The organism is Beduinella massiliensis, from assembly GCF_900199405.1.
Classification (GTDB): domain Bacteria; phylum Bacillota; class Clostridia; order Christensenellales; family Aristaeellaceae; genus Beduinella; species Beduinella massiliensis.
On record NZ_LT963430.1, the window covers coordinates 2,257,055 to 2,269,048 of the forward strand.

The 11,994-nt window shown below is 53.0% G+C and carries 12 protein-coding genes, 2 tRNA genes, 2 pseudogenes and 1 other annotated feature; of the genes and pseudogenes, 1 reads left to right on the plus strand and 15 read right to left on the minus strand.

Translation table 11 applies throughout. The features are described 5' to 3' along the window. Positions 1 to 24 precede the first annotated feature (24 nt). From nrdR to C1725_RS11060, 15 genes and pseudogenes are all read right to left on the minus strand, one after another. On the minus strand, positions 25 to 513 hold the full coding sequence (gene nrdR / locus C1725_RS10995) for a transcriptional regulator NrdR (protein WP_102411651.1): 489 nt from the start codon (positions 511 to 513) through the stop codon (positions 25 to 27). 79 nt (positions 514 to 592) lie between these two features. Continuing rightward, positions 593 to 838 (minus strand): PRC-barrel domain-containing protein, encoded by a 246-nt coding sequence (locus C1725_RS11000; RefSeq protein WP_346026589.1) that lies wholly within the window; start codon positions 836 to 838, stop codon positions 593 to 595. A 302-nt stretch (positions 839 to 1,140) separates the two neighbouring features. Beyond that, positions 1,141 to 1,914: an RNA polymerase sporulation sigma factor SigG gene (sigG, locus tag C1725_RS11005; RefSeq protein ID WP_102411653.1), complete on the minus strand. Its 774-nt coding sequence runs from the start codon at positions 1,912 to 1,914 to the stop codon at positions 1,141 to 1,143. 62 nt (positions 1,915 to 1,976) lie between these two features. Further along, positions 1,977 to 2,714: an RNA polymerase sporulation sigma factor SigE gene (sigE, locus tag C1725_RS11010; RefSeq protein ID WP_346026590.1), complete on the minus strand. Its 738-nt coding sequence runs from the start codon at positions 2,712 to 2,714 to the stop codon at positions 1,977 to 1,979. A 37-nt stretch (positions 2,715 to 2,751) separates the two neighbouring features. Then, complete coding sequence (locus tag C1725_RS11015; RefSeq protein WP_102411654.1) at positions 2,752 to 3,519, minus strand: sigma-E processing peptidase SpoIIGA; 768 nt, start codon at positions 3,517 to 3,519, stop codon at positions 2,752 to 2,754. A 285-nt stretch (positions 3,520 to 3,804) separates the two neighbouring features. After that, positions 3,805 to 4,503: a serine O-acetyltransferase EpsC gene (gene epsC, locus C1725_RS11020; RefSeq protein ID WP_102411655.1), complete on the minus strand. Its 699-nt coding sequence runs from the start codon at positions 4,501 to 4,503 to the stop codon at positions 3,805 to 3,807. Between the two features lie 59 nt (positions 4,504 to 4,562). Next, positions 4,563 to 4,784, minus strand: a binding site (T-box leader). Positions 4,785 to 4,814: 30 nt separating this feature from the next. Continuing rightward, positions 4,815 to 6,917: an RNA degradosome polyphosphate kinase gene (locus C1725_RS11025; RefSeq protein WP_102411656.1), complete on the minus strand. Its 2,103-nt coding sequence runs from the start codon at positions 6,915 to 6,917 to the stop codon at positions 4,815 to 4,817. A 1,127-nt stretch (positions 6,918 to 8,044) separates the two neighbouring features. Beyond that, positions 8,045 to 8,329, minus strand: a pseudogene (locus C1725_RS11030) (GDP-mannose 4,6-dehydratase); the annotation flags it as partial. Further along, positions 8,281 to 8,496 (minus strand): annotated as a pseudogene (locus tag C1725_RS19640) (hypothetical protein); the annotation flags it as partial. The pseudogenes C1725_RS11030 and C1725_RS19640, both read right to left, overlap by 49 nt. A gap of 75 nt (positions 8,497 to 8,571) precedes the next feature. Then, positions 8,572 to 8,808 (minus strand): IS3 family transposase, encoded by a 237-nt coding sequence (locus C1725_RS19645; RefSeq protein ID WP_102411658.1) that lies wholly within the window; start codon positions 8,806 to 8,808, stop codon positions 8,572 to 8,574. Positions 8,809 to 8,927: 119 nt separating this feature from the next. After that, positions 8,928 to 9,001, minus strand: a tRNA-Trp gene (locus tag C1725_RS11045). A 31-nt stretch (positions 9,002 to 9,032) separates the two neighbouring features. Next, positions 9,033 to 9,123 (minus strand) — tRNA-Ser (locus C1725_RS11050). Positions 9,124 to 9,406: 283 nt separating this feature from the next. Continuing rightward, a complete protein-coding gene (locus C1725_RS11055; RefSeq protein ID WP_102411659.1) occupies positions 9,407 to 10,240 on the minus strand; it encodes an IS3 family transposase in 834 nt (277 codons plus the stop codon). Continuing rightward, positions 10,237 to 10,374, minus strand: coding sequence for a hypothetical protein (locus C1725_RS19385; RefSeq protein WP_346026591.1), 138 nt, complete (start codon positions 10,372 to 10,374; stop codon positions 10,237 to 10,239). Before C1725_RS19385 ends, C1725_RS11055 begins: the two co-directional genes overlap by 4 nt. 57 nt (positions 10,375 to 10,431) lie before the next feature. Then, the gene (locus C1725_RS11060; protein ID WP_102411660.1) at positions 10,432 to 10,914 is read right to left on the minus strand and encodes a helix-turn-helix domain-containing protein; all 483 of its coding nucleotides are present in this window, start codon (positions 10,912 to 10,914) and stop codon (positions 10,432 to 10,434) included. Positions 10,915 to 11,064: 150 nt separating this feature from the next. Between C1725_RS11060 and C1725_RS11065 the strand changes: the two genes are divergently transcribed. Then, on the plus strand, positions 11,065 to 11,847 hold the full coding sequence (locus C1725_RS11065) for a DDE-type integrase/transposase/recombinase (RefSeq protein WP_346026592.1): 783 nt from the start codon (positions 11,065 to 11,067) through the stop codon (positions 11,845 to 11,847). Positions 11,848 to 11,994 lie beyond the last annotated feature (147 nt).

Here is an 11,994-nt window from a genome sequence, read left to right on the forward strand (position 1 = left end):
GCCAGGGATGTGCTCACCTGCCGCTCAGCGCTCTTTTTCCTGCTCCTTCTCCCCGCTGGGAGCGTTCTCCGCGAGCAACTGGCTCAGCTCATGCATAAAGGACTGAATATCCTTGAACTGCCGGTAAACCGACGCAAAGCGTATGTAAGAGACCTCGTCGAGCTTGCGCAGACCTTCCATCGCCATCTCGCCGATTCGCTGCGTCGTCACTTCCTGCTCCATGGAGTTGAGCATCGCCATCTCGATTTCGTTGACCAGCGCTTCGATATCCGCAATGGCGACGGGACGCTTTTCGCACGCCTTTACGAGCCCGCGGCGGATCTTGTCGGCGTCAAACGGCTCGCGCCGGCGATCCTTCTTGATGACCAGCAACGGAAGCGTCTCGATTTTCTCATAAGTGGTAAAGCGCCGCCCGCAGCGTTCGCATTCGCGGCGCCTGCGAATCGCACCGTCCTCCGTGGGGCGGGAATCGACCACGCGGCTGTCCGTACAGTTGCAAAAGATACATTTCATGAAAGTGCCTTCCTTTCGAAACGCCGGAATTCGTTTGAACTATTATAACCGAATCCCTGCGAATCGTAAAGAAAAATTGTCAGCTCTGCGTGTCGTCCAGGCAAACGAGGATGACGTCGTCCCCGATTTTCTGAATAAGCTGCCATGGAATGACCACACCGCTGCGCTCTCCCTTGATGAGCTGCCACGCGCTGAACGCGCCCGGCACCACGATCGCCTGCACGCGTCCGTCCTGCGGGCAAAACTCCAGGTCCATCACCTTGCCCAGCACGCGCCCGTCGGGCACGTTCACGACATCCTTGTTTCTCAGCTCGGACAGGCTCATAAGATTCCCCCTCCCTCGCATACTCTATTGTATGCGAGAGCGCATCAGCAGGCAGCTTGTCACACGAAAAAAGGCGGATTAATCCCGCCTCACAGAGCATCAACACAGTAACGGAATGTCAGAGAGGATGCATGAAGGGGAGACTTCCCCTTCATGTGGAATCGTATCGACCGGCTTTGCCGGTCGGGCGGGGCGTTTTCCGTAGTCCAATGCGGAGCATTTGCGGAGGAAAACTTCCCCGTAACATTCGTGCAAAGTGTGTATTCATTTTGCACGAGACGGGTTGATTCCGCCTGCAGGCTCTACATGTATTTGCGCATGTGTGAAAGTGCCGTCTTTTCCAGGCGGGACACCTGCGCCTGCGAGATGCCGATTTCGCTCGCCACTTCCATTTGCGTGCGCCCATCGAAAAAGCGCATCTTCAGAATATGCTTCTCGCGCTCGCTCAACCGGTGCATGGCCTCGCGTATGGCGATTCCCTCCAGCCAATCCTCGTCGTTTGTCTTTTCATCCTTCACCTGATCCATGATGTACAGCGCGTCCCCGCCGTCGTTGTAAACGGGCTCAAAGAGCGATATCGGGTCCTGGATCGCCTCCAGTGCGAGCACGACGTCCTCGCAGGGAAGCTCCATGTGCTTGGCAAGTTCCTGGATCGTAGGCTCTCGGCCGAGCGTCGAGGCCAGCCGGTCCCTCGCGGATAGCGCCTTGTAGGCGATATCGCGCAGCGAGCGGCTTACGCGAATCGGGTTATTGTCCCGAAGGTAGCGCCGGATCTCGCCGATAATCATCGGCACCGCATACGTCGAAAAACGCACGTTCTGCGTCACGTCGAAGTTGTCCAGTGCCTTGATGAGCCCGATGCAGCCGACCTGAAACAGGTCGTCTACGTTTTCCCCGCGGTTGTTGAATCGCTGAATGACGCTGAGCACCAGCCGCAGATTGCCGCGGATGAATTCTTCCCGCGCTTTTTGATCTCCCCCGTGCACGAGCGGAAACAGCTCGCGCATCCGTTCGTTTGTCAGCACTGGAAGTGTGGATGTATCCACCCCACAGATTTCTACTTTGTTCGTCGCCATGCATTCTCCCTCCGTCCTTGCCGGATGGGAGCATTATTGCCTTGGCCTGTGCGTTTTATGCGTCAGCCCATGCGCACCATGTCCTTTTGAAGCCTGCCCAGAATGCGCTTTTCGAGCCTGGATATGTAGGACTGAGAAATGCCCAGAATGTCCGCAACCTCCTTTTGTGTCTTCTCCTTTCCTCCCTTGAGCCCAAAGCGCAGGTACATAATGTTCTTTTCACGCGAGGACAGCCGGCTCAGGGCAGAAGCCAACAGCTGCTTTTCGACGCCCTCTTCGACGGAGCGGTAGACCATATCCCCCTCGGTTCCAAGGATGTCGGAAAGCAGGAGCTCATTACCATCCCAATCTGTGTTCAGCGGCTCGTCAAGCGAAACTTCGAGCTTCGTCCGGTTGTTCCGGCGCAAAAACATGAGAATTTCATTCTCGATGCACCGGGAGGCGTAGGTTGCGAGCTTGATCTTCTTATCGGGATCAAACGTGTTGACCGCCTTGATAAGTCCGATGGTGCCGATGGATATCAAATCCTCGATTCCCACGCCTGTATTTTCAAACTTTCTGGCGATGTAGACGACCAGACGCAGATTGCGCTCGATTAACAGGCTCTTCACCTGCGGGTCGCGCTGCTTGAGGCGCTGCATGAGCGCCAGTTCCTCCTCGTGCGACAGAGGCGCGGGCAGCGTGTCGCTCCCGCCGATGTATCCCACCGTCGTCTCCGGCACGCGGTTCAGGATCGTCAATAGCCGCGCCCGCGCCTGTGTCGTAAACCCCCAAATGTCCGTCGTGCTGCACTGCATCATCTTTCCATCTACCTCTCTTTCGTTTTCACGAAACGTTTTATACAAGGGAGAACGGTACGAGCGCGCCCTCCGGCAGAGGACGCGGCGCTACGGCCATGACGGCCTGCACCTCGCACCATGCATCCCTTTGTCTGACCCAAACCCTGGGATGAAAGCACATCGCCATCTCCGTACCGCAGACGCCTGCCATGGCCAACAGCCTGAACCCGGGCGGCAGGGTCGAAATATCCGTAGGATCCGCAGATTCGGGCAGCATCCCGCGCACGTCCGCCGCGCTTACGACGATCACCGGAAGCCCGGTGACGGCATCGATCAGGCGGTTGCCGCTGTCCACGAAGCCGTCGATCTCCGCGCTGTTCCCCCGATATCCGCAGCGCAGCCGTATTGTCATCGATCCAGATCGTTCGGTACGCGTGCGCACCAGACGAAGGACGCAATATACTGCGATGGGTGTACCCAAAGCAAGCGCGAGGCCTCGACTTTTTAATGCCTGTGTGAGCGCATACCCTGTTCCGCCCAGCAAAAACGTGCAGCCAATCAAGGTGCCCGCGCACCGCAAGAGCACGCGCAAGCGCATCTGCGGTGCAATGCTGGCCGCCATTAAAAGGCTAACGGGGAAAAAAAGAACCGTCTTGGCAGGCGGCCACGTATACGCCAACAGCGCGTACGCCGTACCCATCCATGCGCCGCAGAGGATTCTTCCGGGTCGGATACGCTTGCAAGAAGCGATGCGTGCGCTCATCAAAAGCGTAAAACCATTCATGAGCAGATTCAGCAAAATAAAACCTTCCAGCGCAATGCGCATGAGTCACACCTCATTTCGCATGTCCCCATTATAGGCTGCAAACGGTTCGCGGTTTGTTGAAAGAGCGCGCGAAAAAAGCAGACCCACGGTTTCAGGATGTCGAAAATCGCTCATTCAGACTTTGGTCTGTATACATCCCAGCAAACTCTCGGTCTGTTTTATTGTTTCGCGTTTCCCATCGGATTCATAAAAAAAGCTCCCCTTTCATGCTCGAAAAGGAAGCCTCTGGCTGTCTTAAGTTCGTATCGCACATTTTCGTCCTGCTTGTTGCGTACTCAGGCCTTTCTATAAGTCATTTTTCTCCTCTGCGTCATCCACGCGAATCTGGCAGCGCTCATCCTCCGCATGCACGCACTGTGTCCTCATACAGATCTGCAGTTGGTCTATTCGCGCGGTCAGACGTTGAATGTGTTCTTTCACCGGATCGGGCAGGTGGACATGATCCAGATCCGCCCCTTGCGTCTGCACCCCTTCCTTGCGGACGACACGTCCCGGATTGCCGACGACTGTGCAGTTAGGCGGCACCTCTTTGAGGACGATTGCCCCCGCGCCGATCTTGCTGCCGCTTCCCACCGTAAATGGACCGAGCACTTTTGCGCCCGCCCCAACCGTCACGTTATCCCCAATCGTCGGGTGACGTTTGCCTACGTCCTTTCCCGTCCCGCCTAAGGTCACCCCCTGATAGAGCGTCACTCCGTTTCCTATGACCGTCGTCTCGCCGATGACGACGCCGTCTCCATGGTCGATAAAAAATCCCTTGCCGATCTTGGCTCCGGGATGAATCTCGATGCCCGTCTTGTGCCGGGCATGCTGAGAGATAATTCTCGCCCATGTCGTATGATTTCTGAGATAAAGCCTATGTGCAATTCTATGCCAGAACATTGCGCGCACGGACGGATAGCAGAGCAGAGCTTCCCACTTGCTCTTCGCAGCGGGATCACGCTCCATTACCGCGGCGATATCTGCCTGAATATCGCGAAACATAACCGATCTCCCCTTTCCTTGCGGGCTTGTCTGCCGACAAAAAATCCGCCGTCTCCTACTAAAGAGACGGCGGACCGTGGTTCCACTCTCATTGGGCATGAAGCCCCACTCAATCGCCTTAACACGGCGCCATGTCGCAGCCTACAAACGCACTACATGCCTTTTTCGGTGCGCAGCTCCCGAATGCACTTCAAACCGCTTTCCTCGAAATGCGCTTTCAGCCGGTGACGCATTCTCTCTTTCAATTCAAACGGTCTTACTTTTTCGTTCATCGCTTTTCCGTCTTATTATATGCGGGTATCCGTAAGCTGTCAAGGCTCTTCCTGCCAGGTTCGCTCCGCGCGGCGTATCAAAATCTCCTGAATATTACGCTTTTCTTCTCCCGGAGCCAGCGGTGCACGGTCGTAGCTGCCGTCGGAATGCATGTGCCACGCCTTTGCGTTGTCGCTGAGAGACGAGAAGAGGATATCCTCCACCTGCGCAGCGATCGCGCGGTCCTTTACGGGAAACATCAATTCTACGCGCCGGTCAAGGTTTCTCGTCATCCAATCTGCGCTGGAAAGATACACCTCGACATTTCCGTCGTTTTCAAAGCGAAAGATGCGGCTGTGTTCGAGGAAACGTCCGACGATGGAAGAAACCTCTATGTTTTCACTCGCTCCCTTGATTCCCGGCCGCAGGCAACAAATTCCCCGCACCAGCAGGCGAATTTTGACTCCCGCACAGCTCGCGGCATAGAGTGAACGGATGATTTCCGGATCGAGCAGAGAATTCATCTTGGCCGTTATGCTCGCAGGCCGCCCTGCCTTGGCATGCTCAGCTTCACGGTCGATGAGCTCCGTCAGCCTTTCACGCAGCAGGCGTGGTGCATAGACAAGATCGTGCATCTGCGGAGTTTCACTGTAGCCCGTGAGCATGTTAAAAAATGCCGAAGCGTCCTCTCCGATTTCTTCGTCCGCCGTCATGACTGCCATGTCCGTGTACAGCCGCGCAGTCACGTCGTTGTAATTCCCCGTACCCAGGTGCACATAGCGACAGATTCCCTCTGCCTCTTTTCGGACGACGAGCGTAATCTTCGAGTGCGTCTTGAGTCCCTTTAAGCCGTATACGACGTGGCATCCGGCGCGCTCGAGCTGTTTTCCCCATTGTATATTATTTTCCTCGTCAAAGCGTGCCTTGATCTCCAGCAGCGCCGTCACCTGCTTGCCCGCTTCCGCTGCGTCCGCCAGCGCCCGCACGACGGGAGAGTTGCCGCTGACGCGATACAGCGTCTGCTTGATCGCCATGACCTGCGGGTCGCGGGCTGCAGCCTGCACGAATTGGACCACCGGATCAAAGCTGTCGTAAGGATGGTGCAAAAATACATCGTGCGCCCGAATCGTGTCAAAAAGGGTGCCTTCCTCCGGCAGCAGCTCCTGCGCGATATGCGCCTTAAAGGGCTTATATTTGAGATGATCAAAACCAGGCAGCCCATATACCTGCTTCATCAGGAAGTCGAGATTGAGCGGACCGTCGATACGGTACACCTCGTCATGGCTGGCCTCCAGCGCGTGACGAAGGAACCGAACCAAGGCATTGTCCGCATCGTGTGCGATCTCCAGACGAATGACCGCCCCCCACTTGCGCTTCTTGAGCGATTTCTGAATCGCAAAGAGCAGATCTGCCGCATCCTCCTCGTCGAAGCTCAGGTCGCCGTTGCGCGTAATGCGGTAGGGGTGGCAGCACAGCACACGCCTGCCGTCAAAAAGGCGGCTAATCGAATGTTCGATAATCTCCTCCATCAGGATAAACGTGCGCTCCGCCTCCCCTCGCAGGCAAGGGAGCTCGACGATACGCGGCAGCGCGGATGGTACCTGCACGGTCGCAAAGTCTGGATCCGCGCGCTCCTTATCGCGCGAGGCGAGCAAAACGCCCAGATTCAGGCTCTTGTTCAGAATCAGCGGGAAGGGACGCGAGCTATCCACGGCCATAGGGGTCAGCACGGGATAGATTTCGTGTTCAAAATAACCCTGAATCCACTCAAGCTGCTCCGGCGAAAGCTGTTCATGCTTGAGAAAACGGATGCCGCTGCGAAGCAAATCAGGCATCACGCCCTGGCGCAGGATCTGATACTGCTGGGCAACCATCTGCTGTGTTCGCTGTGTGATCAGAGCGATCTGGCGCTTGGGCGTAAACCCTGCGGCATCGGGCTTTTTGTAGCCCGCATTGCACTGGTCGCGCAGAGAGGCCACGCGAATCATGAAAAACTCATCCAGATTGGAAGAGACGATCGACAGAAATTTCATCCGTTCAAAGACAGGGTTATCGGGGTTTGCCGCCTCCATGAGCACGCGCTGATTGAATTCAAGCCAGCTGAGTTCTCGGTTCACGTAATAATCGCTTGCGGCAAATCGGTCTGCGTTGGGGTTATCCATATGAACACCTCATCCGTTGTAATGCTACAATTATAGCATAGAAAGCGCGTTTTTCGTAGATTTTTCATGATTTTTACATTTGAATGCGCTCCAAAATTTCTTTACCGCTTATCCGAAACGTGCTATAATAACAAAAGCGAACCGGAATGGAGGATGGATATGACAAAACAAACGAAAGCCGCTGAGCGTAAAAAAATGGCTGTCCGCATCTTGGCGGGCGTCGTGGCGGTTGGTCTGGTTGTAATGATGGTGCTGCCCTCTCTGCTCAGTTATTAAGAAGAATTACGGGACCGTATTTAGAGCGGTTGAACTTACCCAGATGGAACGGACAAGAAAATAAAATCTTGTCTTGGAATTACATGACTTTACGCGGCCTTGCTCCTGATTTCGGAAGGAGTGAGGCCGTTTTGTGTGGACGGTCTTTGCGTGGACGATCTTTAGACCGAGGTGTATAGCCTGCGGCAATTCGTTCCTCCTTCAGCAGTTCATGCAATTATCATTTTGTTCCTTGCTTAAACGGTAACGCTCTGCAATTTTGCGGTAAGTTGCCCCTGATTTCTTTCTTGCAAGTACTTTTTCTGCTAATATTTAAATCTTCGTATATTTTGCCACAATAAAATCTTCCGTTGTAGCTTTCTCTTATTCTACAACGGAAGGTCTTTTTTGCCTGTAAAATTAATAGGATGCAGACTTGTCTAATTTCTGCAGCGATCCCCCTCCTATATTCAAGATAGATACACCAAGCATAGTCTGTAGAAATGCATACATTTTGCAGCTGATGCATGGCTCCCCTTGACGGTGTTAACGATGTTCTCGATGCCACCTACGGTAATCGCGCGGATCTTCGGATGATTCTCTTCTTCGGCCGCATTCACCACGGTTCAAGCCACTCAATGAATCATCGCTATCGCATTCTGTTCTTCGTCGTGCAGCACATGCGCACAAGCTGCGCTATCGGTGATGTCCGGTTATGTACATATGGTGCTGCGTGCCCCACAGTCATACCGCTGCTCCCCGCTTTGCACCAGGGCGATATCGCGCTGTACATGGCCTCATTTCCGCGTGCGACCAACTTATTTACAATATCGTTGCCCAGCTGGCCGCCCATGCTCATTACACTTTGTCGGGTCGTTCAAGCAGTTGAAGATTATTAGCGGGAGCAGCTTCTCTAGAAAATGATACCGGCCATAGTTTTGAGAGCAACGGGAGGATTCTCACCGGCAGACAGTAGATTCTGTGATATACCAGCAGTCCGCCCCTGCCTTAGATTTCGAGTACGGGCTAGAGGTATAAATAGGCCTTTTTTCGTTAAAGAACAGATCCGGGCGATCCAGCGGCAAGTCGTCGTGGTTCTTGTCGGTGGCTACCTGATGATAGCACTTAATACTGTACTTGCGGAAGGCATCCTGCAATCGCATTCATCTGATAGCGGCGATGTCGTGTCCTTCACGAATAGACGCATTTCCACCACCTCGCCCCAATCTACGCTGATGCTCGGATCGTCAAGCTGGATGCCGCAGCTGCATTCCTTGCTATATAGGTTGTCCATCATGGCGCAAAACCGCACGTCGTTCGTAAGGGTCTTAAAGCCGTAATTGGACTGCTATAACGGAAATAGACAAAAAAACAAACCCGGACGTAGAATTACGCGACATTAGGCGGCCTTATTCCGAATTTCGAAGGGAGTAAGGCCGTTTTTCATGTCAATGCGCTCGTAGTTGTAGAATTGAATGTATTCGTCGACGAGCTGCCGAACCTGTTCACCTCTTTCTTTTTCAGCCCAAGGGAGGCTCAAATTCTGCTGAAAACCGCTCCCGTGAGCGAAAAACCACCCTTCATAACTATTCTTTCGCAGTGGCCAGTATCCTGGCCTCGTGGATTGGACGTTCATTCCTACATAATTCGCCTAAAATAGCGGTGTTTTCCGGAGTATTGAAACGAAATTCGCAATACAAACTCAATAAAATGCAAAAAAGACACCGACATTGCATCAATATCGGTGCCCCTTCGTGGCAGGGGCAGAAGGACTCGAACCCTCAACAAAGGTTTTGGAGACCCACGTGTTACCATTACACCATGCCCCTATGCCCTGTGGCCAATCAAAACCACAAGGTATGGCGGAGAGTTAGGGATTTGAACCCTAGGTGGGGTATAAGCCCACACACGATTTCCAGTCGTGCGCCTTAGACCACTCAGCCAACTCTCCATGACTGCTGCTCAATCAGCGAGATTTATTATAGCAAAATCTGCGATATGTGTCAACAACAAAATGCAAATTCTCTGGATATCTTTGTATAGGAGTACAATACATTATTGAACTGCTCCCCGTCAAGTAGACACTGAAATAATTTACGGTTTATTTACGCTGCCACGCAAAATCCATTTTTGTCCAGAAGCAACCAAACGGTTCTTGTAGGACCGATTATGCCGCTCTATACAGTTCGTGCTTTTCCAAGGGCGTGAGAACGCCCAAGGCGCGCTGGAGACGCCTAAAATTGTAATAGGCGATGTACTTCCTCTATCATCCGGGTCAACTCTTCCCGGCTGGTAAAATGCCTGCCGTAGTAACGCTCACGCTTGAGAATTCCCCAAAAGCCTTCCATGGGGCCATTATCAATACACTTGCCAATACGCGACATGCTCTGAACCATGCCGGCATCCACCAGTTTATTGTGGAACACCTGCGTCGTGTATTGGATTCCTCTGTCACTGTGAAAGAGGGGATGTGCCCCAGGGTTCTCTGCAATTACCTGGTCAAAAGTATCATACACCAATCCGCAGTCGTTAGTGTCCCCAATGACAAAGGCCACAATCCTTCTGTCACAGAGATCCAATATGGCACTGAGGTAAACCTTGTGCAGCACAGGGCCAACGTAATATCTCAGTTCGGTCACATCCGTCAGCCACTTTTCATTTGGCCTGTCCGCATGGAACCGGCGGCATAGCAGATTGTCCGCGATGTGCTGCGGGTCTGAAGCGCGTTTCGTACAGCCATGACCGGCGTATTTGATTGTGGATTTGATATCCAGACTGCGGCAGATGCGCAAGGCTCGTTTGTCATTTACCGGGGTTGCGTAGTAACGTTCCAGGTCGTCCCTGATACGGCGGTAACCTTTGTCCGGGCTTTGTGCATGAATTTCTTTTACCATATCCACAATGCGCCTGTTTTCGGCGGCACGGGCGCTGATTCTGCCGGAACACCACTGATAATAGCCCGCTCTGGATACATGCAGCGCCAGACATGCGGCATCCACAGGATATCCCTGCTCTTTTACACATCTGCTGATTGCTTCATACTGCCGTTCCTGCCGGAATTGTCTCAACGATCCCCCCTTTCCAGTTCCTTCACTTTTTTTAACAAATCCAACTCCATTTTCAGCAGATAGTTTTCCCGCTCTAATCCGGCATTCCAGATTCGCAGTTCTTCCTCCTGCGTCCGGGGCGTCTGCTCTGCCATACGCTGCCCCCGCCGGTCCTCCAGTCCTGCCAGACCCATTCCCTGGTATTTTTTCACTCAACTACGGACCAGCTGGGTACTTAAATCATATATATTTGCAATCTCCGAAAAGCTTTTTTCATTCTCCAAATGCTCTTTCACGACCTGTACCCGTTCTTCTAATGTGTATCTTCTTTTCGCCATAACGTCTCCTCCTGTTTCTTTTCCGTTATGACGATGATACTCCTTAACCCAATCTAATACCAGATTTCCTGAGCGAAGTTTATACTTTTCTGCGATAGACAAGGTGCTGCCCTTGCCGGATAGATATTCCTCAACCACTTTTCGCCTGGTCTCTTTGTCGTACCTTCTCTTATCCCGATTTCCATCCTGACGAAGTCCCTCGATTCCTTCCGCCCGGTAACGGCTGATCCAGCTTTGCATCGTTGAGGACCCTACTCCGGCCCGACGGGCTGCTTCTCTGCCTCTTATTCGACCTGCTATGTATTCCTCTACCAGAAACACTTTTTCTTCTAAATCCATTTCTATTCTCTTTCCCATAATTGCTCCCTTGTTTTGTTTTTTATTGTCTCTCTTATAGGGAGCATATCATATTTGGACAGAAGAAGAAAAAAAGGATGAAGGATATGGCCTCATCGGTTATAGTTGGAGTTGCGGACAACAACTATACGAGAGGGGGCCACATCCTTCATGAGCAAGAGTATAACACAGGACATGGCATATCGGCAATCCCTGATGAAGTATGCGGAGAAATACGGCGTGAGCCGGGCCAGCCGGAAATACAACAAGAGCCGGTCGTATATCTACTTCTGGAAAGCTCGCTGGGATGGGAGCATGGCCTCCTTGGCCTGCCAGTCCCGGCGTCCCCACAGTCATCCCAACCAGCATACCGAAGCGGAGCTGAAGCTAATCCGGGATATGCGCCGCAGAGATCCCAAACTAGGTATGGTGGAACTGTGGCACCGCTTACGTCGGCGGGGGTATACCCGCCGCCCGGAGAGCCTCTTCCGCGTGATGCGAAAACTGGGGTTATTCCCACAAGCAGAGAAGAAGCCGGCTTACAGGCCCAAGCCTTATGAGCAGATGACCTATCCTGGACAGCGCGTTCAGGTGGATGTGAAGGTGGTGCCCCGCCGCTGTATCGCGGACCCGGAGCTGCGCCTGTTTCAGTACACTGCCATGGATGAGTTTACCCGACTGCGCTTCCTGGCCGCTTACCCTGAGCAGTCCACCTATTCTTCCGCTGACTTTCTCAAAAGGCTGTTCAAGTGGTATGCCCGCCGGAGTATCCGGGTAGAGTGTGTCCAGACCGACAACGGCTTTGAATTCACCAACCGCTTTTCCAACAGCAAACGCAATCAGGTAACTCTGTTTGAGAAAACGGCTGCTGATCTGGGAATCCGGCATAAGCTCATAAAACCATACACACCTCGCCACAACGGTAAGGTTGAACGCAGTCACAGAGAAGACTAAAAGCTATTCTACAATTCCCATTCTTATAATCCGCCTTTCTACGAAAGGCACCAACGAGGTTATGAAACTCGGTGCTTTCGCCGTAAGTTATAGTTCGCTATACTGTTCATGGGAAGGGCGGTAAACTACACAACCCGTGGAGATGAG

What these genes read in the sequence shown, in the direction of transcription:
- nrdR (WP_102411651.1), bottom strand. Translation starts at nt 513, where the DNA reads ATGAAATGTATCTTTTGCAACTGTACGGACAGCCGCGTGGTCGATTCC.
- C1725_RS11000 (WP_346026589.1), bottom strand. Translation starts at nt 838, where the DNA reads ATGAGCCTGTCCGAGCTGAGAAACAAGGATGTCGTGAACGTGCCCGAC.
- sigG (WP_102411653.1), bottom strand. Translation starts at nt 1,914, where the DNA reads ATGGCGACGAACAAAGTAGAAATCTGTGGGGTGGATACATCCACACTT.
- sigE (WP_346026590.1), bottom strand. Translation starts at nt 2,714, where the DNA reads ATGATGCAGTGCAGCACGACGGACATTTGGGGGTTTACGACACAGGCG.
- C1725_RS11015 (WP_102411654.1), bottom strand. Translation starts at nt 3,519, where the DNA reads ATGCGCATTGCGCTGGAAGGTTTTATTTTGCTGAATCTGCTCATGAAT.
- epsC (WP_102411655.1), bottom strand. Translation starts at nt 4,503, where the DNA reads ATGTTTCGCGATATTCAGGCAGATATCGCCGCGGTAATGGAGCGTGAT.
- C1725_RS11025 (WP_102411656.1), bottom strand. Translation starts at nt 6,917, where the DNA reads ATGGATAACCCCAACGCAGACCGATTTGCCGCAAGCGATTATTACGTG.
- C1725_RS19645 (WP_102411658.1), bottom strand. Translation starts at nt 8,808, where the DNA reads ATGAACGTCCAATCCACGAGGCCAGGATACTGGCCACTGCGAAAGAAT.
- C1725_RS19385 (WP_346026591.1), bottom strand. Translation starts at nt 10,374, where the DNA reads ATGGCAGAGCAGACGCCCCGGACGCAGGAGGAAGAACTGCGAATCTGG.
- C1725_RS11060 (WP_102411660.1), bottom strand. Translation starts at nt 10,914, where the DNA reads ATGGGAAAGAGAATAGAAATGGATTTAGAAGAAAAAGTGTTTCTGGTA.
- C1725_RS11065 (WP_346026592.1), top strand. Translation starts at nt 11,065, where the DNA reads ATGAGCAAGAGTATAACACAGGACATGGCATATCGGCAATCCCTGATG.